This is a genomic window from Limnobaculum eriocheiris, assembly GCF_021010575.1.
In the GTDB taxonomy this organism is placed as follows: domain Bacteria; phylum Pseudomonadota; class Gammaproteobacteria; order Enterobacterales; family Enterobacteriaceae; genus Limnobaculum; species Limnobaculum eriocheiris.
Window position 1 is genome coordinate 1 of the sequence record NZ_JAJNAG010000036.1, and the last position, 20,494, is coordinate 20,494.

Below are 20,494 nucleotides of genomic sequence, written 5' to 3' on the forward strand. Positions count from 1 at the left end.
GCGAACCCATCTTAAACGGTTGACCCGCAAGACTATCTGCTTCTCAAAGTCAGAAGAAATGCACGATAAGATCATCGGATGGTATCTGACGATCAATCATTACCACTAAATCTGCGTCACGACCAACAATTACTTAAATTATAACTATGCAGAATTATCGATTTATTATTTTATACTCTGCATTCAATTTAATACCACGTCAAAATAATACTACAGTCTAATTTTTACCGCAATGGGATGAATTGTAAATCAATTGAATAATAAAATATTTGATTCAGCCAAACTAATCATCATTCATGATCCCCTTCGTTAACGCATTCTGAATGCGCTATATCAACACAGGTTGGCACTAAGAATAACGCCTTTCTGCGTCGACACTCAACTCCCGATAAATCGTTGCTGGTAAAAACGGCTGATGCTGCCCATAATTTAATATCAATACCTTAACCAACCTCTGCATAACTAACCTGGAGAATTTCGTCATGCCTTATGTCAATATCAAAATTACTAAAGAAGGCGCAACCGCGGAACAAAAAAAGCAACTGATTGAAGGTGTCACTCAACTATTAGTCAAAGTGTTGGATAAGAACCCCGCTACCACTCTCGTTGTTATTGATGAAGTTGATATGGATAACTGGGGAATTGGTGGCTTTCCGGTTACTGAGTTAAGAAAGAAAAAATAGTTTACCAACGCCGAATGGTTATTACAGGCATTCGGCGTTGCCATTACTCAATCAACCGTACCGGAGAGGAGAGGAGAATGGACTTTTATCTGCTTAAAAACGTTTTACTCTACTGTACAGTCATCAATTATGCCGTTTTACTGATTTGGTTTATGGCAATACGGTTGGAAAAAACCTCGATTTATCACTTGCATCGCCGCTGGTTTCAGCTCACTGACGACCGCTTTGATGCCATTCACTATTCCGGTATGGCATCAATCGATTGGTATAACGACGGGAACCCAACCGTCAGCTGATTTGACGAAACAGATGTCGCTGTTGTACCCGTAGCCAGTAAAGCCAGGGATGAAGCGATGAAAGCGGCCTGCGCATGGTTATCTAATCCGTTAATTAAACCTGTGCGCTGAGTCTATTTGATTTATATGTGTTTTATATGAACTTTTGTCATGAATCGTATCATCGACGAAAACCACAATGCGAAATAACCGGCAATAACGCCGCAGGATACGACGTTATTGCATAGGATTACCGTATCTGAAAAGCGATCAGACGTTTTTACGCTCGATGGTTTCTTCACCCCAGTAGAGGCGATCGGCATCAGTTTTACTGAACGCCAGCGGTAACACCTCATCGCTGCCTTCGTCCCAAATTTGCTGTGCTTTTACTTCATCATTATTAGCCAGTTCAAAAATAGCCTCGGCAATTTCAACGGATGTCTCGCGAATTCTAGCCCACTCTTTAATTCTTAATCTTTGCATTTCAATGTCTCCCAACGAGTTATTTCAGACGTAGCTTTATTACTTTCAAAGCACTGTTTAACAGTATCGTTCAAGCTCGTGATTTTGCACGCAAAAAAAATCGACGAGTAACATAGCACACGCAGTATCTAACGCATTGGCTAAGCGGCTTATGACAGAATACGCGGTTACTCAGTAAGTTAGTCGCATTGATGAATCACCCATTTACATTAAACAGACCGATTATCCATCGGTTTTATGTTAATGTGGTTAGAGTATCTTGTTAACCTTTTCTGAAGCGAAAAATTACTGCTTTTTATCCATTATGCTACCGTCAGGATCTATCACCATGAATAATTTTAGCCTTCATCTTGCTACAAAAGTCTTATTTGGTCAGGGTCAGATTGCTCAACTCCCTACAGTTATCCCTGTCGATGCCCGAGTACTGATTACCTACGGCGGCGGCAGTATTAAACGTAATGGTGTTCTGGAACAGGTTCACCATGCGCTGAAGGGATATACCCTGTTTGAATTTGGCGGTATTGAACCAAATCCAACTTATGAAACGCTGATGCAAGCCGTAGAAATGGTGCACAACAATAAGATCGATTTCCTGCTCGCCGTTGGTGGTGGTTCCGTACTGGATGGCACCAAATTTATTGCCGCGGCTGCTGACTATGTGGGAGAAACCTGGGAGATCGTCACCAGCCGCGGAAAAAAAGTCACTAAAGCGCTGCCAATTGGCTCTGTGCTGACCTTACCGGCTACCGGTTCAGAAATGAATGAGGGTGCCGTTATCAGCCGTCGGGAAACCGGTGATAAGCAAGCCTTTATGTCTCCGTTTGTCATGCCTCAATTTGCTATTCTGGATCCGGTCACCACCTATACTTTGCCTCCACGTCAGATTATCAACGGCGTTATCGATGCATTTATCCATACCATGGAGCAGTACCTGACCTATCCGGTGAATGCCAAAGTTCAGGACCGTTTTGCGGAGGGCCTGTTGTTAACACTGATAGAAGAAGGTCCAAAAGCGTTAAAAGAACCGGAAAACTATGCGGTGCGGGCAAATATTATGTGGTGCGCCACCATGGCTCTGAATGGCTTAATTGGTGCCGGTGTACCACAAGACTGGGCGACCCATATGCTGGGCCATGAGTTGACCGCAATGCATGGACTGGACCACGCACAAACGCTGGCCATTATTCTGCCGGCGATTATGCGTGCCAAAAAAGCACAAAAATGGGAAAAACTGCTGCAATACGCAGAGCGCGTATGGAACATTGATACCGGTACCGAAGATCAGCGCATTGAGGCGGCAATTAAAGCCACGGAGAACTTCTTCCAGCAAATGGGAGCACCAACGCGCCTGTCTGATTATCAGTTAGATGGCAGTTCGATTCCAGCATTGATCGAGAAGCTAAAAGAGCATGGAATGACCCAACTTGGCGAACACCGCGACATCACCTTAGCGGATAGCCAGAAAATTTACGAATCAGCACGTTAACTGATTTTTATCCGTTTAATATGCAACAGGCCCGGGGAATTACCCGGGCCTTGTTTTTTTACATGAAACAAAATCTTCATTAATCATGGTGAGAATGTTCGTCATCATGATGGTGATGATGGGAATGCCCGCCGCTATTATCCGGTACCATCACCAGCTTGCCATACCTTACCCCCCGCTCCGTAATCACCTGTTCGGCCAATTGCCCCACGCGCTCTGCATCACCTTTCAGCATTGAGACTTCCATACAGCTACCCTGATCGAGATGAACGTGCAGGCTGGCTAATGTCAGATCATGTTGCTCATGAAAAGTACGCGTTAATCGTTTAGACAACTCGCGGGACTTGTGGTCATAAACATAAACCAATGCCGCTACACAGGGAGGATTGCCTTCAACGACCAATGAGGAGTTCTGAATACCGGTACGGGTTAAATCCCGGATCGCCTCTGAACGATTTTGATAATTCTTTTGCTTTATAATGTTATCTATCTCTTCCATCAGGTCGTCATCAATAGAAATCGTTATACGCTGCATCATCATTCTCCAAAAGCATCATTCAGATATTGAAACCATCATAACGACAAAGTCATGATGCGTCGAGGTCGATGATATACACCAAACGCCAGCCTGAAGAAATAATTATTATAAATAACAATATATTATAATTTTCAATAAAGCGTTACTCAGAAAATCATACCTGTTTATCCGTATCCTGAAAGCGCTCATTTAGTTTCAGAAGCGATTAATTTAACAGGGAGTAAATCTATAATTTTTTCATGGTGTTATATAAATAATATTGCGATAGTCGTCGACTATGCTGACATTGAAATACACAAGTTGCTTTTATTTATATACTATCGCCCACTATTATTAACCGGAGTAATATAACAACAAGATCTAATATTGAATCAGTTAAGGGAATAACTCATGAATCCTATCGATTACGTTATCAATCTTATTTTAAGCGGTATTCTTATTGTTGGTGTTTATCAGTTCTACTTTTTTACCCAACGCCATACGATTACTAAAGTTCGTGAATTTAGCTCTGCCATTGATGAAAAAATTCCGTTCTGGCCTTCCTGGTCATGGGTTTACAGTTTTCTCTATTATCCTGCCATTCTGTATATCAACTGGATTGTGGAAGATTCCCGCCACTTTATCATGATTGTATTCAGTTATATTGTTCTTCTGGTTATGCAGATGACTTTCTTTATGCTGTTTCCGGTATCCACTCCGTCCCACTGGCGTAGCATGAACACCGGTAAAAGCTGGTCTGAAAAATTTCTGTTGTTTGTACAAAAATTTGATGACTCATCCAACTGTTTTCCAAGTATGCACGTCTCTGTTGCGACACTAACGGCGTTACTGGCATACAGCACTCTTGGTCCCTGGGTCTTCCTGTTCCCGGTACTGATCGCCCTTTCCTGCACGTTTACTAAACAGCACTATATTATCGACTTACCTGCTGGTGCGGCCCTGGGTTGGGCTGCCTATGAAGTCTATTGTGCAATTCTGTAGTTGATATTGTTGTTCAAACTATTGGGCAACACCTATTGGTTGTCTCTGGCAGCCAATTGCGTCTGTTTCTCTTTCCTTCTATTTAACATCCCTTTTGGTACCATTCTCAAACATGGCCTAAACTAAAGCACGATATTTACCGGAGAATGGGTAGTGACTGAGCGTGACCTTTATCGTTAATTGTGAAGTTGTTGCAAATTTTATAAGGCTTTGATTGCATCCCTATCCGGTCAACGTTACCATTAACACATTAATTACTATTCAGTATTGGCGCATGAGTATTCATTTAAAAGCGATAAACTGTTTCTACGGTAGCCATCAGGCTCTGTTTGACATCACACTGGACTGCCCAAGCGGAGAAACCTTAGTGTTACTCGGCCCTAGTGGCGCCGGTAAAAGCTCACTGATCAGGGTATTAAACCTGTTGGAAATGCCGGTTTCCGGGCAGCTTTCCATCGCGGGTAATCGCTTTGATTTTAGTCAACCCCCATCAGAAGGTGCCATTCGCGAATTACGTCGTAATGTCGGTATGGTATTTCAGCAATATAATCTGTGGCCACATCTGACAGTAATGCAGAATCTGATTGAAGCACCTTGTCGGGTTTTAGGGCTGTCTAAAGAAGCGGCTATCGATCGGGCGGAAAAGTTACTGGCTCGCCTGCGTTTGCAGGAGTTCAGTGCCCGTTTTCCATTGCACCTTTCTGGCGGGCAGCAACAGCGTGTCGCCATTGCCCGCGCCCTTATGATGGAACCTCAAATATTGTTATTTGATGAACCAACCGCTGCCCTGGACCCTGAAATTACCGCCCAGGTAGTCAACATTATTCGTGAATTGTCTGATACCGGTATTACTCAAGTTATCGTAACCCACGAGGTGGAGTTTGCCAAAAAGACCGCCAGCCGGGTGGTCTATATGGAACAGGGCCATGTCGTGGAATATGGCACAGCCGATGCCTTTATTCACCCGCAAACCAAAGCGTTTACTGGTTATCTCTCCCATTAAGTCTCTCTGGAGTCTGGATATGAAAAAATTACTGGTTGCCACTCTGCTTGCAAGCCTTAGTCTTTCTGCTGCTGCGGCAGAAAAAATCCGTTTTGCTACCGAAGCATCCTATCCTCCGTTTGAATTTGTTGATGCAAAGAATCAGATTCAGGGGTTTGATATCGATCTGGCTAATGCCCTGTGTAAAGAGCTTCAGGCTGAATGTACTTTTGCCAATCAGGGTTTTGATAGTCTGGTTCCCGGCCTGAAATTCCGTCGTTTTGATGCCGCAATTGCCGCTATGGATGTTACGCCAGAGCGTCTGGAGCAAGTTGCCTTTACCAATACCTACTATGATAACTCCGCTCAGTTTATTGCTCTCAAAGGCAAAGTGGCCGATTTAGCCGCGCTGAAAGGACAGAAAGTGGGAATGCAAAACGGTACTACCCACCAGAAATATCTGTTGGAAAAACATACCGAAATCACGCCGGTTGCCTATGATAGCTATCAGAATGCCATTCTTGACCTGAAAAGTGGTCGTATTAACGCGGTGTTTGGTGATACTGCGGTCGTTGCTGAATGGCTGAAGAAAAATGATGATTTGGCCAGTGTTGGTGACAGGGTCACAGATAATGCTTACTTTGGTACTGGTTTTGCCATTGCGGTAAACCAGAAAAATACCGACCTGCGCGACAAATTGAACGCGGCGCTGGATAAAATCAAAAAAGATGGCACTTATCAAACCATCTATAACAAATGGTTCCAGAAGTAGTCTGACAAATAATGAATGAAATTCTCCCGTTAGCCAGTGCCGCCGGTATGACCGTCGGCCTGGCAGTATGCTCTCTGGTGTTGGGTCTGATATTGGCGATGTTTTTTGCCGTATGGGAGTCATCTCGCCTGAAGTTTCTTAGCTATATCGCCACCGGTGTTGTGATGATCCTGCGCGGTTTGCCGGAAATTCTGGTGGTGTTATTTATCTATTTTGGTGCATCACAGCTGTTAATGACGCTGGCAGATGGCTTTACTCTGCCGGGCGTCACTATTCAATTGCCTATTGAAAACTTTGATGTCAGCCCATTCTTGTGTGGTGTTATTGCCCTGTCATTGCTATATGCCGCCTATGGTTCACAAACCCTGCGTGGTGCATTAAAGGCCGTTCCCCGTGGTCAGTGGGAGTCGGGTCAGGCTTTGGGCATCAGCAAAAGCGCGATTTTCTTTCGTTTGATTATGCCGCAAATGTGGCGTCATGCTCTGCCGGGTTTAGGTAATCAGTGGCTGGTTCTGCTAAAAGATACCGCTCTGGTTTCATTGATTAGCGTTAACGACCTGATGCTACAAACCAAGAGCATCGCCATCCGCACTCAGGAACCCTTCACCTGGTTTATGATTGCCGCGCTGATCTATTTAGCCATTACGCTGATCAGTCAGCATATTCTCTCCCTGATTGAGCGACGTACTACCCGCTTTGAACGGGAGGCATCATAATGTTTCAGTATCTTCCGGATGTCCTACAGGGGTTACATACCAGCCTGACGCTGACTATTGTTTCTCTGATTGTGGCGCTGCTTCTGGCTATTCTGTTTACCGTCATTCTGACGTTAAAAACCCCGGTCATTATCTGGGTAGTTAAGGGCTATATTACGCTATTCACCGGCACGCCATTGCTGGTACAAATATTCCTGATTTACTACGGTCCGGGTCAGTTTGAAATTATTAAACAGTTCCCTGTTTTGTGGCAATTGCTGTCAGAACCCTGGTTATGCGCCATGATTGCGCTGGCTTTAAACAGTGCAGCCTACTCAACGCTGCTGTTCCACGGTGCCGTGCGGGCTATCCCATCGGGCCAGTGGCAGTCTTGTGCCGCATTGGGTATGTCTAAAGGGCAAACCCTGCGTATTCTGTTGCCTTATGCTTTTAAACGTGCGCTCTCTTCCTATTCCAACGAAGTGGTGCTGGTATTCAAGAGTACTTCTCTGGCCTATACCATTACGCTGATGGAAGTGATGGGTTACAGCCAACTGATGTATGGCCGAACCTACGATGTGATGGTATATGGCGCGGCGGGTATCATCTATCTGTGTGTTAACGGTTTACTCACCCTGATGATGCGACTGATAGAGAAGAAAGCGCTGGCATTTGAGCATCGTTGATTAACTTCAGGCAGTCGAAACAAATCAGCATTAACAAACATTCCGACCGCTAATTTAATGTGTTTATACAGACATTGAATGCGGTCGGAAACGTATCGGTACTTAACTACAGCAACGGCATTAATACCGGATCTTTAAAACGGTATTCAAATCCCAATTCACGGCATATCTTTTGCCCGTTAATAATTCTCCCCAGTGATGTTTGATCCGTTGGAGTGAACTGTGGTGGTGCAATACCCAGTTTTTTTGCCATTATCGGATAATAATCCCGCTTACGGGGATGCAGCGGCGCGCACAGGTTATAGATATGCCCACCCTGTGGCTGCTTCAACAACAGTTGAATCGCGGCAATAGCATCTTCCTGATGAACCAGATTGACACCACAATTTCCCTCCGGCAGCGCTTGTTTACCGGACAGAAAGCGCCCCGGATGGCGCTCCGGCCCGACCAGCCCCGCCAGACGCAGAATATCTACCTGAAGATGAGGCAAATCATGTAACCAGTTTTCGATGCTCACCAGCATATTGCCAGAAACTCGTTCTGGCTTAAGGGTCGATTCTTCAGTGACTTCCCCCTCTCCCGGGCCATACACAGAGGTTGAGCTGATAAAAATAATGCGGGTAATTTGCTTACTCAGCGCGCTATCCACTAAAAGCTGTACCGACTGGCGGTAAATATCCGCTCTTTCAGGATCGCGGCTGGCCGGTAACGTAATAATTAACACATCACAGTTCAGCAGTTGCTCCCAATCCTCCGCCTCACATTCTGGTGAAGGTGTCATCATTAAAGGATATGCATCAACACCCGACAGACGGGCAGCCTCAACGCCATCCTGCGTGGTTTTACTGCCTGCAACAATATATCCCTGTCCTGCCAGTGAAAGTGCCAGCGGCATTCCAAGCCAGCCTAAACCAATTATGGAAACCTTCTTCATCTGCATTTTACCTGTAGGTAGATATGACTCTGTTTATTGGAGTAACGCTATACAATATAAGCTAAAACCAGCGGCCTTACCTGTTTAATTCGGTTACCATTGGGCGTTCAGAGTAGATCATTCATTCATGATTTTCCTGACTATTCTACATTCTGCATAATTATTTAAAAAAGTAGTTGCCATTCTGTTAAACAATGGGTAGGTTACTTATCAGCGACAGCAAAAAATTATCTGTTTTAAGGCGCAAAATATTATGAATAACGTTCTGTTTAACCACCATCATCACCATCACCCTGATTAGTCTTCAGGCCTTTGGTGCTGGAAGACGATCAACGGATCTTCCAGTGGCGGACAGAATGTTAGAGAGAGCCCTTGGAAGAATCCTTCCGAGGGCTTTTTTAATGCCCATGATTTAAGAAGAATAAATTAGAGAGATAAGAGGATCACCATGTTAGATAAAAGCCGTTTACGAATAGCTATGCAGAAATCAGGTCGTTTAAGTGATGAATCCCAGAAACTGTTCGCCAGCTGTGGTATCAAAATAAACCTTCAGCAGCAGCGCCTGATTGCTTTCGCAGAAAATATGCCCATTGATATTCTTCGTGTGCGCGATGACGATATTCCCGGTCTGGTCATGGACGGTGTGGTTGACCTTGGTATCATCGGTGAAAACGTACTGGAAGAAGAGCTGTTAAGTCGTCGGGCACAGGGAGAAGATCCTCGCTACACCACCCTGCGTCGCCTTGATTTTGGCGGTTGCCGTCTCTCGATTGCTATGCCACTGGATGCTGAATATACCGGTGCACAATGCCTGCAAAATAGTCGTATCGCAACGTCTTATCCTCACCTGCTAAAACGTTATCTGGACGAACAAAAGGTTCGCTTTAAATCCTGTTTGTTAAATGGCTCAGTGGAAGTTGCCCCTCGTGCTGGTTTAGCCGACGCCATTTGCGATCTGGTCTCTACCGGCGCTACGCTGGAAGCCAACGGATTGCGCGAAGTGGAAGTTATCTACCGTTCTAAAGCGACATTGATTCAGCGTGACGGTGAAATATCTGACGAGAAACAAGAACTCATCAACAAGCTGCTGACCCGTATGCAAGGGGTTATTCAGGCCAGAGAGTCCAAATACATCATGCTGCACGCGCCTAACGATCGTCTGGAAGAGATTGTTGCTCTGTTGCCTGGTGCCGAGCGCCCAACCATTCTACCGCTGGCCGGTGATAAAAATCGCGTAGCCATGCACATGGTCAGTAGCGAGACACTGTTCTGGGAAACCATGGAAAGCCTGAAAAAACTCGGTGCCAGTTCGATTCTGGTGTTACCAATCGAAAAAATGATGGAGTAACCACCATGCAACTGACCTTCTGGGAACAATGCAATAAGCAACAGCAACAGGCGCTGCTTTCCCGCCCTGCGGTAAATGCATCCGACCGCATCAGCGCCGCCGTCAGCGAAATTATTGAACAAGTAAAAGCCGGCGGTGACCGGGCGCTGACGCTGCTCAATGCTAAATTTGATAAGGTACAAACCACCAGCCTGCGCATCACCGAACAGGAAATTAATGCCGCCGCCGAACGTCTGGGCGATGACATTAAACAGGCCATGGCCATTGCCGCCCGCAATATTGAGACCTTCCATAAGGCTCAGGTATTGCCAACAGTGGATATCGAAACTCAGCCGGGAGTGCGTTGCCAGCAGGTGACTCGCCCGATTAAATCCGTCGGCCTGTATATTCCGGGAGGCACGGCACCGCTCCCTTCAACGGTATTAATGTTAGGTATCCCTTCTCGTCTGGCCGGTTGTAAAGAGGTCGTGCTATGTTCACCACCGCCTGTTGCCGATGAAATTCTGTATGCTGCAAAACTGTGCGGTATTAAAAACGTTCTCCAACTGGGCGGCGCTCAGGCTATTGCCGCTATGGCCTTTGGCAGTGAAACGGTACCTAAAGTGGATAAAATCTTCGGACCCGGCAACGCCTATGTCACCGAAGCCAAACGTCAGGTGAGTCAGGCCATTGGTGGTGCCGCTATTGATATGCCAGCTGGTCCTTCAGAGGTTCTGGTGATTGCTGACAGTGGTTCTACCCCTGCTTTTATCGCCTCCGACTTGCTGTCACAGGCGGAGCATGGCCCGGACTCTCAGGTTATTTTACTGACGCCGGACCGGGATATTGCTCAGGCCGTTTCTGAGCAGCTTGAAAAACAATTAATGACATTATCACGACAGGATATTGCCCGTCAGGCATTAGCAGAAAGCCACTTAATTGTGACCCAGGATCTTGATCAATGTATTGATATCAGTAACCAGTATGGCCCTGAGCACCTGATTATTCAGACCCGCGATCCGGAAGCACTGGTTGAGCGAATCAGCAGTGCCGGCTCGGTATTTTTAGGTGACTGGTCACCGGAGTCCGCCGGTGATTACGCATCCGGAACCAACCACGTGTTGCCAACCTACGGCTATACCGCGACCAGCTCCAGCTTAGGGCTGGCGGATTTCCAAAAGCGCATGACCGTTCAGCAATTAACTCAACAGGGTTTTATGGCGCTGGCCCCTACCATTGAAACGCTGGCACAGGCAGAGCAGTTGACCGCCCACAAACAGGCCGTCTCTTTACGCGTCGCCAAACTAAAACAGCTTAATCCGGAGGCGTAAATGAGTATTGAACAATTAGCCCGTGATAATGTAAGAAAGTTAACCCCTTACCAGTCGGCCCGCCGGATTGGCGGTAACGGTGATGTTTGGTTAAATGCCAATGAGTATCCTGAAGCGACCAGCTATCAGCTTACGGAGCAAAACCTGAACCGCTATCCGGAGTGTCAGCCGGTTCAGGTCATTCAACGCTACGCGGCTTACGCTGGTGTAAAACCCGAACAGGTTATTGTTAGCCGCGGTGCCGATGAAGGCATCGAGTTACTGATGCGTGCCTTTTGCGAACCGGGTAAAGATGCGGTGCTCTACTGCCCACCCACTTACGGCATGTACAGCGTAAGTGCAGAAACCCTTGGTATTGAACGCCGTACCGTTGCCAGCAAAGCGGACTGGCAGTTGGACTTACCCGCCATTGCCGCCGCGTTGGAAGGGGTAAAGTTGGTTTACGTTTGCAGCCCGAACAACCCAACCGGTAACCTGATCAATCCGGATGACATTCGCCAGTTGCTGGCAATGACGGCAGGACGAGCACTGGTGGTGGTTGATGAAGCCTATATTGAGTTTTGCCCCGAAGCCAGCGTGGTGAGTTGGCTCAGTCAATACCCTAATCTGGTGGTGCTACGTACCCTGTCTAAGGCTTTTGCGCTGGCAGGTTTACGCTGCGGCTTTACCCTCGCCAGCGAAGAAATTATCAATCTGCTGCTGAAAGTGATCGCCCCTTACCCATTATCCACACCGGTGGCGGACATTGCCGCTCAGGCGCTGAGTGAAGCCGGTGTCTCCACCATGCGTAAGCGCGTGTCGGAACTCAACACCCGCCGCGACCAGCTAAAGCTTACCTTGGCTAAATGCGCCTGCGTAACTCAGGTTTATCCCAGTGAGACTAACTATCTGTTGTTTAACCTGACGGATTCCGAAAAAGCCTTTAAGGCACTTTGGGATAAAGGAATTATACTCAGAGACCAAAATAAACAGCCGGGACTGAAAGGATGCCTGCGCATCTCTATCGGTACTCAGCGTGAATGCGATGCCGTCACCGACGCTTTGAAGAACTTTTAAGGAAAACAGCCGCCATGAGCCAAAAATATCTGTTTATTGACCGCGACGGTACTATCATCGCCGAACCGCCTGAAGACTTTCAGGTCGATCGGTTAGATAAGCTGGCCTTAGAGCCACAGGTTATTCCCGCCCTGTTGAAATTGCAGGATGCCGGTTATCAGTTGGTGATGATCACCAATCAGGATGGACTGGGAACCAGCAGTTTTCCACAGGAAGATTTCGATCCACCGCACAACCTGATGATGCAAATTCTGACCTCTCAAGGCATTCGTTTTAAAGAAACCCTGATCTGCCCACATATGCCGGCAGACAAATGTGACTGCCGCAAGCCTAAAACCAAAATGGTGGCGGCTTATATGCACAAAGCAGTGATGGATTATGACAATTCCTGGGTGATTGGCGATCGGGAAACCGATATTCAACTGGCTAAAAACATGGGCATTCAGGGTATTCGCTATCAGCGCGATAGCTTAGGCTGGAATCAGATCGTTGAGCAGCTAACGCAGTCAGACCGCCATGCCCACGTTATTCGTACCACCAAAGAAACGTCTATTGATGTAGAAGTCTGGCTGGACCGCGAAGGCGATAGCAAAATTCACACCGGCATTGGTTTCTTTGATCATATGCTGGACCAGATTGCCACCCACGGCGGTTTTCGCATGAACATCAATGTAAAAGGCGATCTGTTTATTGACGATCACCATACCATTGAAGATACCGGTCTGGCTCTGGGTGAAGCGTTGAAAAAAGCCTTAGGTGATAAGCGCGGTATTGGCCGTTTTGGCTTTACCCTACCGATGGATGAGTGTCTGGCACGCTGTGCGTTGGATATTTCCGGTCGTCCTTTCCTTGAGTATAAAGCCGAATTTACCCATCAGCGGGTTGGCGATATGAGCACCGAGATGGTAGAGCACTTTTTCCACTCCCTGTCTTACTCAATGGCGGTCACCTTGCACCTGAAAACCAAGGGTAAAAATGACCACCACCGCGTGGAAAGCCTGTTTAAAGTATTTGGTCGTACCCTGCGTCAGGCAATTCGCGTAGAGGGAAATACCCTACCGAGTTCGAAAGGAGTACTGTAATGGAAGTGGTGATCTTAGATACCGGCTGCGCCAATCTGGCTTCGGTGGCTTATGCGGTTAAACGCCTCGGTTACAACCCGGTGGTAAGCCGCGATGCTGACGTTGTCCTGCGTTCCGATAAGCTATTTCTTCCCGGCGTGGGCTCTGCCTCTGCGGCCATGAGAATACTGAATGAGCGTGAGTTAATTCCTTTAATCAAAGCCTGTACTCAACCGGTTTTAGGCATCTGCCTTGGCATGCAGTTACTGGCTAAAAACAGTGAAGAAGGTTCAACGGACACCCTGGGCATCATTGATGCTCCAATTAAGCAGATGAAAGCACATGACCTGCCGCTCCCTCATATGGGCTGGAATAACGTCAACCCGCTGGCGGGTCATCATCTGTTTCGCGGCATCGAGGACGGTGCTTATTTCTATTTCGTACATGGATACGCTATGCCCGTATGTTCAGCCACTATCGCGCACTCCACCTACGGCGAGCCCTTTACCGCCGCAGTACAGCAAGACAACTTCTTCGGCGTACAGTTTCATCCAGAACGTTCTGGTCAGGCCGGCGCTCAACTGCTGAAAAACTTTCTGGAGATGTAACTGAGATGATTATTCCTGCATTAGACCTGATTGACGGCAGCGTAGTGCGCCTGCATCAGGGAGATTATGGGCAACAGCGCGACTACGGCAACGACCCGCTGCCGCGCCTGCAACAATATCAGCAACAAGGGGCTCAGGTACTGCATCTGGTTGACCTGACCGGAGCAAAAGACCCTAAAGCGCGCCAGTTGCCTTTATTACGTAAACTGTTAGCCGGTGTCTCTGTTCCGGTTCAGATTGGCGGCGGTATTCGTACCGAACAAGACGTTAGCGATTTAATCGACGCCGGGGCCAGCCGGGTAGTTATCGGCTCAACCGCCGTGCGCCAGCCTGAAATGGTAGAGCAATGGTTTAAACGTTTTGGTGCCGATGCACTGGTACTGGCACTGGATGTACGTATTGATGACAGCGGTAATAAAAATGTTGCCATTAGCGGCTGGCAGGAAAACTCCAGCCAAACACTGGAACAGATAGTAGAACACTACCTTCCTTATGGTTTAAAGCACGTGCTCTGTACCGATATTTCTCGTGACGGCACTCTGGCCGGTTCCAACGTCGATTTATATTGTGAAATTAGCCAGCGTTATCCGAATATTGCTTTTCAGGCATCCGGCGGCATTGGCAGCCTGAATGATATTGCTGCCCTGCGCACCAGCGGCGTGAAAGGTGTGATTGTTGGCCGCGCCCTGCTGGACGGTAAATTTAACGTAGAGGAGGCCATTTCATGCTGGCAAAACGGATAATACCCTGTCTGGACGTTCGTGATGGTCAGGTGGTTAAAGGCGTACAGTTTCGTAATCATGAAATCATTGGCGATATCGTGCCGCTGGCCAAGCGCTATGCGGAAGAAGGCGCAGATGAACTGGTGTTCTATGACATTACCGCCTCTTCCGATGGCCGCGTAGTGGATAAAAGCTGGGTATCGAAAGTAGCAGAAGTGATTGATATCCCCTTCTGCGTAGCCGGTGGTATTAAAAGCATTGAAGATGCCGGTCAGATCCTCTCGTTTGGGGCGGATAAAATCTCCATTAACTCCCCGGCTCTGGCTAACCCATCATTAATCACTCAGCTTGCTGATCGTTTTGGCGTGCAGTGCATCGTGGTGGGTATTGATACCTGGTATAACGCAGAGCAGGAAAGCTATCAGGTTTATCAGTTTACCGGTGATGAAGCCCGCACTAAAGCAACCGCCTGGAATACGCTGGATTGGGTACAGGAAGTACAAAAACGCGGAGCCGGCGAAATTGTGCTAAATATGATGAATCAGGATGGTGTACGTAACGGCTATGATTTGAAACAGCTAAAACGGGTACGCCAGGTCTGTAAAGTTCCGCTTATCGCCTCTGGCGGTGCAGGAACAATGGAACATTTTCTTGATGCATTTAACATCGCTAATGTTGACGGTGCTCTGGCTGCATCGGTGTTCCATAAGCAAATTATCAATATCGGTGAACTAAAACGTTATCTTGCCGATAATCAAGTGGAGATCAGAACATGTTAACGCAACAGCAGCACAGCCAGCTGGATTGGGAAAAAGTCGACGGTATGATGCCGGCGATTGTCCAGCATGCGGTTTCCGGTGAGGTTCTGATGTTAGGCTATATGAATCTGGAAGCCATACACGCTACCGAACAGAGCGGTAAAGTGACCTTTTTCTCCCGAACTAAACAGCGCTTGTGGACTAAAGGAGAAAGCTCCGGCAATTTCCTGAATGTTGTCAGCATAACGCCAGACTGTGATAACGATAGCCTGCTGATTCTGGCGAATCCGGTCGGCCCTACCTGTCATAACGGTACCAGTAGCTGTTTTGCTCCTGCGGAAACCGAATGGACATTTCTGTATCAACTGGAGCAGCTACTGGCCTCTCGCAAACAGGCCGATCCGGCCACCTCTTACACCGCTAAACTGTATGCCAGTGGAACTAAGCGCATTGCCCAAAAAGTGGGAGAAGAAGGTGTTGAAACGGCACTGGCTGCCACGGTGAATGACCGGGAAGAACTGACCAATGAAGCCTCCGATCTGGTTTATCACCTGTTGGTTTTGCTACAGGACCAGGATTTGAATTTAAGTTCGGTGATTAACCGGCTACGGGAAAGACATAAGTAATGGGTAACTAACCTTACTCTCTTAAAAGCCAGCACCCCGCTGGCTTTTTCATTTGTTGCTTCTCCATCACTATCAACTTCAATTAGAAAACGGCTAAAACATAGCGAATAGTCCCTTATTGCCAACCCTTCCATTGGGCTAGAGTCAGATATCTTGTTTTAGTGCCTGAGTTCAACATTTATTCTTTTTTTCTAAAAATAATAACCAAAAATAACTGTTCCCTTCCTTTCCTAACCTATATCAATTTTCTGGCGAAAAAGTTAATTACTCTAAGTTCATAGACATGGAGTCCGGTTCAGCCGGCTGGAAACAGCATGAACTGTCAATTTAGATAACCGCAAGAATTGATTCATTTTTAATAATTTTTAAATATAACAATCTTATGGAGCTATAACATGGCAAATAGAATGATCCTCAATGAAACCTCCTATTTTGGTGCCGGAGCCATTTCCCATATTGTGGATGAAGTGAAAAAACGCGGGTTTAAAAAAGCGCTGCTGGTAACGGATAAGGACCTGATTAAGTTCGGTGTGGCAACCAAAGTGAGCAAACTATTGGATGAAGCCAAACTGCCTTACGACATCTTTGATGAAGTTATCCCAAACCCAACCATTGCCGTAGTGCAGAAAGGTGTCGCAAAGTTTAAACAGTCAGGTGCCGACTACCTGATTGCCGTTGGTGGTGGTTCTCCACAGGACACCTGTAAAGCCATAGGTATTATCATCAACAACCCTGAGTACGCTGACGTAAGAAGTCTTGAAGGCGTAGCGCCAACCCAAAACGCCTGTGTTCCCATGATTGCCATTCCTACCACTGCCGGTACCGCTGCTGAAGTTACGATCAACTATGTCATTACCGACGAAGAAAAACGCCGTAAATTTGTCTGCGTTGACCCTCATGATATTCCGGTTATTGCTATTATCGATTCCGAAATGATGGCCAGCATGCCAGCCTCACTAAAAGCCGCAACCGGTATTGATGCTCTGACCCACGCCATCGAAGGTTATACCACCAAAGGTGCATGGGAATTGACGGATATGATGCATCTGAAAGCCATTGAGATTATTGCCCGCTCTCTGCGCGCTTCAGTAAAAGGCGATCCAACGGGTGTTGAAGATATGGCATTAGGCCAATACATTGCCGGTATGGGTTTCTCTAACGTTGGTCTGGGTCTGGTTCACGGCATGGCTCATCCATTGGGCGCTTTTTACGACACGCCTCATGGTGTGGCTAACGCCATTCTGCTGCCTCATATCATGGCTTATAATGCCGATTTCACCGGTGATAAGTTCCGCGCTATCGCGGTGGCGATGGGTGTTAAAGACGCAGCCAATATGCCATTAGCCAGGGTTCGCGAAGCCGCTATTAATGCAGTGAAGCAGTTAAGTAAAGACGTTGGCATTCCTGCCAGACTGCGTGATGTTGGTATGAAAGAGAGTGATATTGATGCGCTGGCTCAGGCCGCCTTTGATGACGTCTGTACCGGGGGCAACCCTCGGGATACCAACCTGGGAGAGATTAAAGCGCTGTATCGTTCGATCTATTAGTTTGATTTGTTAACTAATATTAAAGCCCTTTAGTTCACCTGAAGGGCTTTTCTTCACATCAATTATTATTCAGTTTTCCGCCGCAGTGTTTGCAGTACCGGGCATCACGTTCGTGCCCCATGTGTTTACATACCGGGCAGCGAAAAGATATTTTACGTTCTCTTTCTGCCATCACATAAGCCGAAAGAATACTGGTGGGTATCGCCAACGAAAGATAACCCAATATGATCAACATGGAAGCAATAATACGGCCAAACGAAGTGTGAGGAGTAATATCCCCATATCCAACGGTAGCCAGAGTGACGACCGCCCAATAAATTGAAGATCCTAAATTAGTAAATCCATTTTGTGGACCTTCTATCACAAACATAATACCGCCGCTCATCATTGCCACAATCGCAATGCAGAATAAGAACAGTACTAACTTACTTCTGGCTTTTAAAATACAACGATGAAAAAACGCCACATCGTCCATTACGCCCAGTAGTTTAAACAGACGTAAAATGCAGAGAATACGCCCCAATCTCAGCAGGTTTTCATAATGGGCTAACATTTCAGGGAATAATAAAATCAAATAGAGACTGAGTGTGGTAATTAAATCAATCAGCCCCATAACTGAAGTGGCATAACCCACAAATTTCGGGGTAACCCAGAGCCGCATCAGATATTCAAAGCTAAACAGTACAACAAAGATAATGTCCATCTGGTGGTAAAATGACGGGTGATTAAAATTAAATCCTAACCCGCCCATCCGCATAAACTCTACCAGTACGATGAGCAATGCCATTGCCCCCCAGAACAGAGAGACGATTTTTCCTATTGGGGTTTTGATACTAAAACACAGCAGATAAATCCGGCGTTTAGTTTGATAATAAGAATGTGCAGTTTCAGGCATAAAATGCACCAACTATGATGATGGAATTAAAAGGATTCATGTGGTTAGTTATATCACTTAATTTATAAATATAATTATATCAATATAAATAATTATTCATTAAAGAAATAACATAATATTGCCAATTGACTTAACGCTTCCTGATACCTTGATTCACTTCTAATAAAATCTGCCGATTGATTTGACTTTTAATGTTATCCTTAGTGGCTAAAAATCGCATAACCGACAGACAACTAAAGACTATTCGTAAGATGAAAAAATCAGCAGACCAGCCAACTTTTTACGTTCATGACTATGAGACTTTCGGTATTAGTCCATCTTACGATCGCCCTGCTCAGTTTGCCGGCATCCGTACCGACAGTGATTTCAATATTATTGCTGAACCATTAGTTATTTACTGTAAGCCCGCCAATGATTACCTTCCCGACCCCGATGCAGTAATGATTACCGGTATTACTCCTCAGGAAGCGCTCAGTAAAGGGATGGTGGAAGCGGAGTTTGCCCGTCAGATTCATGATAGTTTTAGTACGCCAAACACCTGTATCTTGGGTTACAACAATATTCGCTTTGATGATGAAGTTAGCCGGAATATTTTTTACCGTAACTTCTACGATCCTTACGCTTACAGCTGGCAAAATGGTAACTCTCGCTGGGATCTGCTGGATGTTATGCGCGCCTGTTATGCTCTACGCCCCGAAGGCATTCAATGGCCATTAAATGATGATGGCTTACCCAGCTTTAAACTGGAACATCTCACCAAAGCCAACGGTGTGGAACATACCCATGCTCATGATGCTATGTCCGATGTTTACGCCACCATTGCCATGGCAAAGCTGGTGAAGCAAGCCCAACCTAAGCTGTTTGATTATCTGTACCAGTTAAGAAATAAGCGCAAAGTTGCGAACCTGATTGATATTGCTGAAATGACACCGCTGGTTCACGTATCCGGTATGTTTGGCGCATTACGGGGAAACACCAGCTGGATTGCCCCTCTGGCCTGGCATCTGGATAACAATAATGCGGTGATTGTCTGTGATTTAGCCGGTGATATGGCGCCATTGTTGGAGCTGGATGCCGATACTTTACGTGAGCGCCTCTACACTCGCCGTGATGAGCTTGGTGAGGGTGAATCACCGATTCCGCTAAAACTGGTGCATACCAATAAGTGCCCGGTGTTAGCCCCGGCCAAAACGCTACTGCCGGAAAATGCAGACCGGTTAGGTATTGACCGTCAGCGCTGTCTGACCAATCTTCAGTTACTGCGCCAAAGCCCTGACCTGCGTGAAAAAGTTACGGCTATCTTTAGTGAGGCAACACCATTTACGCCACCAACGGATGTGGATGGCCGATTATATGATGGTTTCTTCAGCGATGCGGATCGCGCAGCCATTGGCATTATTCAGCGCACCAAGCCAGAGAACCTACCGGCATTAAGCCTGACCTTTAGCGATAACAGATTAGAAACTCTGCTGTTCCGCTACCGCGCCCGCAACTATCCTAAAACGCTGGACGATGCAGAACAGCGCCGCTGGCTGGCGCATCGTCAGGAAATGTTAAGCCCGGAACGTCTGGAGAAGTATCTGACCAAAATTGAGCAACTGGCTCAGTTGCACGCTGATAATGTGGACAAAGCCTCTCAGCTGAAAGCGCTGTTTCGCTACGCAGAACTGTTGGTTGGCTAATCTTTGCAAATATTTTACGCCATTACGCCATATAGCAGAACGCTCTGATATATGGCGTTTTTCTTGATTTAGTCTGCTATATCTCTGTTTTATACCGGTGTATCATAACTACATCACCCGTTTAAAGCAGGACATCGGCACTATGATGGTCAGCTCTGGGGCTGCACTGGCAATCTTCTCTCTTTAGCCTGGAGCCGTCATGAACACACGGGCAAAGGGGTGCGGGAAATTGTTTCGTTATTTAAACGTAATGATGAAAAGATTACCGGCTTTCTGACCAATATCGATCGGCGGTCAAATCTGGAATAGCAATGCAGACTAATGGACAATAAAAAGGGCGCCATACATTCGACGCCCCTCAGATAA

23 protein-coding genes and 1 other annotated feature are annotated in these 20,494 nt (G+C 46.6%); of the genes, 19 read left to right on the forward strand and 4 right to left on the reverse strand.

The window, feature by feature from the left end; translation table 11 throughout:
- From LPW36_RS13370 to LPW36_RS13380, 3 genes are all read left to right on the forward strand, one after another.
- Positions 1-109: IS1 family transposase (locus tag LPW36_RS13370; protein WP_230608631.1), on the forward strand; the 109-nt coding region annotated here is incomplete at its 5' end.
- Positions 110-482: 373 nt separating this feature from the next.
- A complete protein-coding gene (locus LPW36_RS13375; RefSeq protein ID WP_230610395.1) occupies positions 483-683 on the forward strand; it encodes a 2-hydroxymuconate tautomerase family protein in 201 nt (66 codons plus the stop codon).
- A 77-nt stretch (positions 684-760) separates the two neighbouring features.
- Positions 761-979, forward strand: a complete 219-nt coding sequence (locus LPW36_RS13380; RefSeq protein ID WP_230610397.1) for a DUF6868 family protein — start codon at positions 761-763, stop codon at positions 977-979.
- A 249-nt stretch (positions 980-1,228) separates the two neighbouring features.
- Here LPW36_RS13380 and LPW36_RS13385 read toward each other — a convergent pair whose 3' ends face one another.
- The gene (locus LPW36_RS13385; RefSeq protein WP_230610399.1) at positions 1,229-1,441 is read right to left on the reverse strand and encodes a YccJ family protein; all 213 of its coding nucleotides are present in this window, start codon (positions 1,439-1,441) and stop codon (positions 1,229-1,231) included.
- Between the two features lie 328 nt (positions 1,442-1,769).
- Between LPW36_RS13385 and yqhD the strand changes: the two genes are divergently transcribed.
- Positions 1,770-2,927 carry an alcohol dehydrogenase gene (gene yqhD, locus LPW36_RS13390; protein WP_230610401.1) on the forward strand — a complete coding sequence of 386 codons (1,158 nt, stop codon included), beginning with the start codon at positions 1,770-1,772 and terminating at the stop codon, positions 2,925-2,927.
- A gap of 79 nt (positions 2,928-3,006) precedes the next feature.
- On the opposite strand, the gene nikR is transcribed toward yqhD, so the two are convergent.
- Positions 3,007-3,462 (reverse strand): nickel-responsive transcriptional regulator NikR, encoded by a 456-nt coding sequence (gene nikR, locus LPW36_RS13395; protein WP_230610402.1) that lies wholly within the window; start codon positions 3,460-3,462, stop codon positions 3,007-3,009.
- Positions 3,463-3,855: 393 nt separating this feature from the next.
- Between nikR and LPW36_RS13400 the strand changes: the two genes are divergently transcribed.
- From LPW36_RS13400 to artM, 5 genes are all read left to right on the forward strand, one after another.
- Positions 3,856-4,446, forward strand: coding sequence for a phosphatase PAP2 family protein (locus LPW36_RS13400; protein ID WP_230610404.1), 591 nt, complete (start codon positions 3,856-3,858; stop codon positions 4,444-4,446).
- Between the two features lie 274 nt (positions 4,447-4,720).
- Positions 4,721-5,449: an arginine ABC transporter ATP-binding protein ArtP gene (gene artP, locus LPW36_RS13405; protein ID WP_230610406.1), complete on the forward strand. Its 729-nt coding sequence runs from the start codon at positions 4,721-4,723 to the stop codon at positions 5,447-5,449.
- Between the two features lie 19 nt (positions 5,450-5,468).
- Positions 5,469-6,200 carry an arginine ABC transporter substrate-binding protein gene (gene artJ / locus LPW36_RS13410; protein ID WP_230610457.1) on the forward strand — a complete coding sequence of 244 codons (732 nt, stop codon included), beginning with the start codon at positions 5,469-5,471 and terminating at the stop codon, positions 6,198-6,200.
- A gap of 11 nt (positions 6,201-6,211) precedes the next feature.
- Positions 6,212-6,916, forward strand: a complete 705-nt coding sequence (gene artQ / locus LPW36_RS13415; protein ID WP_230610408.1) for an arginine ABC transporter permease ArtQ — start codon at positions 6,212-6,214, stop codon at positions 6,914-6,916.
- Complete coding sequence (artM, locus tag LPW36_RS13420; RefSeq protein ID WP_230610409.1) at positions 6,916-7,581, forward strand: arginine ABC transporter permease ArtM; 666 nt, start codon at positions 6,916-6,918, stop codon at positions 7,579-7,581. The genes artQ and artM overlap by 1 nt, the downstream gene beginning before the upstream one ends.
- A gap of 106 nt (positions 7,582-7,687) precedes the next feature.
- On the opposite strand, the gene LPW36_RS13425 is transcribed toward artM, so the two are convergent.
- Positions 7,688-8,515 (reverse strand): SDR family oxidoreductase, encoded by an 828-nt coding sequence (locus LPW36_RS13425; RefSeq protein ID WP_230610410.1) that lies wholly within the window; start codon positions 8,513-8,515, stop codon positions 7,688-7,690.
- A 276-nt stretch (positions 8,516-8,791) separates the two neighbouring features.
- Positions 8,792-8,917, forward strand: a sequence feature (His leader region).
- 46 nt (positions 8,918-8,963) lie between these two features.
- Between LPW36_RS13425 and hisG the strand changes: the two genes are divergently transcribed.
- From hisG to fucO, 9 genes are all read left to right on the forward strand, one after another.
- Entirely contained in the window at positions 8,964-9,863 is a 900-nt protein-coding gene (hisG, locus tag LPW36_RS13430) for an ATP phosphoribosyltransferase (RefSeq protein WP_230610412.1), read from the forward strand.
- A 5-nt stretch (positions 9,864-9,868) separates the two neighbouring features.
- On the forward strand, positions 9,869-11,173 hold the full coding sequence (gene hisD, locus LPW36_RS13435) for a histidinol dehydrogenase (RefSeq protein WP_230610414.1): 1,305 nt from the start codon (positions 9,869-9,871) through the stop codon (positions 11,171-11,173).
- Entirely contained in the window at positions 11,174-12,229 is a 1,056-nt protein-coding gene (gene hisC, locus LPW36_RS13440) for a histidinol-phosphate transaminase (RefSeq protein WP_230610416.1), read from the forward strand. It abuts the gene before it with no gap.
- Positions 12,230-12,243: 14 nt separating this feature from the next.
- The gene (gene hisB, locus LPW36_RS13445) at positions 12,244-13,311 is read left to right on the forward strand and encodes a bifunctional histidinol-phosphatase/imidazoleglycerol-phosphate dehydratase HisB (protein WP_230610418.1); all 1,068 of its coding nucleotides are present in this window, start codon (positions 12,244-12,246) and stop codon (positions 13,309-13,311) included.
- The gene (gene hisH, locus LPW36_RS13450) at positions 13,311-13,898 is read left to right on the forward strand and encodes an imidazole glycerol phosphate synthase subunit HisH (RefSeq protein WP_230610420.1); all 588 of its coding nucleotides are present in this window, start codon (positions 13,311-13,313) and stop codon (positions 13,896-13,898) included. The genes hisB and hisH overlap by 1 nt, the downstream gene beginning before the upstream one ends.
- A gap of 5 nt (positions 13,899-13,903) precedes the next feature.
- Entirely contained in the window at positions 13,904-14,641 is a 738-nt protein-coding gene (gene hisA, locus LPW36_RS13455; RefSeq protein WP_230610422.1) for a 1-(5-phosphoribosyl)-5-[(5-phosphoribosylamino)methylideneamino]imidazole-4-carboxamide isomerase, read from the forward strand.
- The gene (gene hisF / locus LPW36_RS13460; RefSeq protein WP_230610424.1) at positions 14,623-15,399 is read left to right on the forward strand and encodes an imidazole glycerol phosphate synthase subunit HisF; all 777 of its coding nucleotides are present in this window, start codon (positions 14,623-14,625) and stop codon (positions 15,397-15,399) included. The genes hisA and hisF overlap by 19 nt, the downstream gene beginning before the upstream one ends.
- Complete coding sequence (hisIE, locus tag LPW36_RS13465) at positions 15,393-16,004, forward strand: bifunctional phosphoribosyl-AMP cyclohydrolase/phosphoribosyl-ATP diphosphatase HisIE (RefSeq protein WP_230610426.1); 612 nt, start codon at positions 15,393-15,395, stop codon at positions 16,002-16,004. Before hisF ends, hisIE begins: the two co-directional genes overlap by 7 nt.
- Positions 16,005-16,399: 395 nt before the next feature.
- A complete protein-coding gene (gene fucO / locus LPW36_RS13470; RefSeq protein WP_230610428.1) occupies positions 16,400-17,551 on the forward strand; it encodes a lactaldehyde reductase in 1,152 nt (383 codons plus the stop codon).
- 58 nt (positions 17,552-17,609) lie between these two features.
- Here the strand turns inward: fucO and LPW36_RS13475 are convergent, their stop codons facing one another.
- Positions 17,610-18,446, reverse strand: a complete 837-nt coding sequence (locus LPW36_RS13475) for an ion transporter (protein ID WP_230610430.1) — start codon at positions 18,444-18,446, stop codon at positions 17,610-17,612.
- Between the two features lie 251 nt (positions 18,447-18,697).
- Here LPW36_RS13475 and sbcB point away from each other — a divergent pair, with 251 nt between their 5' ends.
- Positions 18,698-20,128: an exodeoxyribonuclease I gene (gene sbcB, locus LPW36_RS13480; RefSeq protein ID WP_230610432.1), complete on the forward strand. Its 1,431-nt coding sequence runs from the start codon at positions 18,698-18,700 to the stop codon at positions 20,126-20,128.
- Positions 20,129-20,494: the final 366 nt, after the last annotated feature.

Bases quoted from the DNA above. Each gene is read 5' to 3' on its own strand.
- hisB (WP_230610418.1), top strand. From the start codon at position 12,244: ATGAGCCAAAAATATCTGTTTATTGACCGCGACGGTACTATCATCGCC.
- hisD (WP_230610414.1), top strand. From the start codon at position 9,869: ATGCAACTGACCTTCTGGGAACAATGCAATAAGCAACAGCAACAGGCG.
- hisA (WP_230610422.1), top strand. From the start codon at position 13,904: ATGATTATTCCTGCATTAGACCTGATTGACGGCAGCGTAGTGCGCCTG.
- hisIE (WP_230610426.1), top strand. From the start codon at position 15,393: ATGTTAACGCAACAGCAGCACAGCCAGCTGGATTGGGAAAAAGTCGAC.
- artM (WP_230610409.1), top strand. From the start codon at position 6,916: ATGTTTCAGTATCTTCCGGATGTCCTACAGGGGTTACATACCAGCCTG.
- hisF (WP_230610424.1), top strand. From the start codon at position 14,623: ATGCTGGCAAAACGGATAATACCCTGTCTGGACGTTCGTGATGGTCAG.
- LPW36_RS13375 (WP_230610395.1), top strand. From the start codon at position 483: ATGCCTTATGTCAATATCAAAATTACTAAAGAAGGCGCAACCGCGGAA.
- hisG (WP_230610412.1), top strand. From the start codon at position 8,964: ATGTTAGATAAAAGCCGTTTACGAATAGCTATGCAGAAATCAGGTCGT.
- fucO (WP_230610428.1), top strand. From the start codon at position 16,400: ATGGCAAATAGAATGATCCTCAATGAAACCTCCTATTTTGGTGCCGGA.
- artQ (WP_230610408.1), top strand. From the start codon at position 6,212: ATGAATGAAATTCTCCCGTTAGCCAGTGCCGCCGGTATGACCGTCGGC.
- LPW36_RS13425 (WP_230610410.1), bottom strand. From the start codon at position 8,515: ATGAAGAAGGTTTCCATAATTGGTTTAGGCTGGCTTGGAATGCCGCTG.
- LPW36_RS13475 (WP_230610430.1), bottom strand. From the start codon at position 18,446: ATGCCTGAAACTGCACATTCTTATTATCAAACTAAACGCCGGATTTAT.
- yqhD (WP_230610401.1), top strand. From the start codon at position 1,770: ATGAATAATTTTAGCCTTCATCTTGCTACAAAAGTCTTATTTGGTCAG.
- LPW36_RS13385 (WP_230610399.1), bottom strand. From the start codon at position 1,441: ATGCAAAGATTAAGAATTAAAGAGTGGGCTAGAATTCGCGAGACATCC.
- sbcB (WP_230610432.1), top strand. From the start codon at position 18,698: ATGAAAAAATCAGCAGACCAGCCAACTTTTTACGTTCATGACTATGAG.
- artP (WP_230610406.1), top strand. From the start codon at position 4,721: ATGAGTATTCATTTAAAAGCGATAAACTGTTTCTACGGTAGCCATCAG.
- artJ (WP_230610457.1), top strand. From the start codon at position 5,469: ATGAAAAAATTACTGGTTGCCACTCTGCTTGCAAGCCTTAGTCTTTCT.
- LPW36_RS13380 (WP_230610397.1), top strand. From the start codon at position 761: ATGGACTTTTATCTGCTTAAAAACGTTTTACTCTACTGTACAGTCATC.
- hisH (WP_230610420.1), top strand. From the start codon at position 13,311: ATGGAAGTGGTGATCTTAGATACCGGCTGCGCCAATCTGGCTTCGGTG.
- nikR (WP_230610402.1), bottom strand. From the start codon at position 3,462: ATGCAGCGTATAACGATTTCTATTGATGACGACCTGATGGAAGAGATA.
- hisC (WP_230610416.1), top strand. From the start codon at position 11,174: ATGAGTATTGAACAATTAGCCCGTGATAATGTAAGAAAGTTAACCCCT.
- LPW36_RS13400 (WP_230610404.1), top strand. From the start codon at position 3,856: ATGAATCCTATCGATTACGTTATCAATCTTATTTTAAGCGGTATTCTT.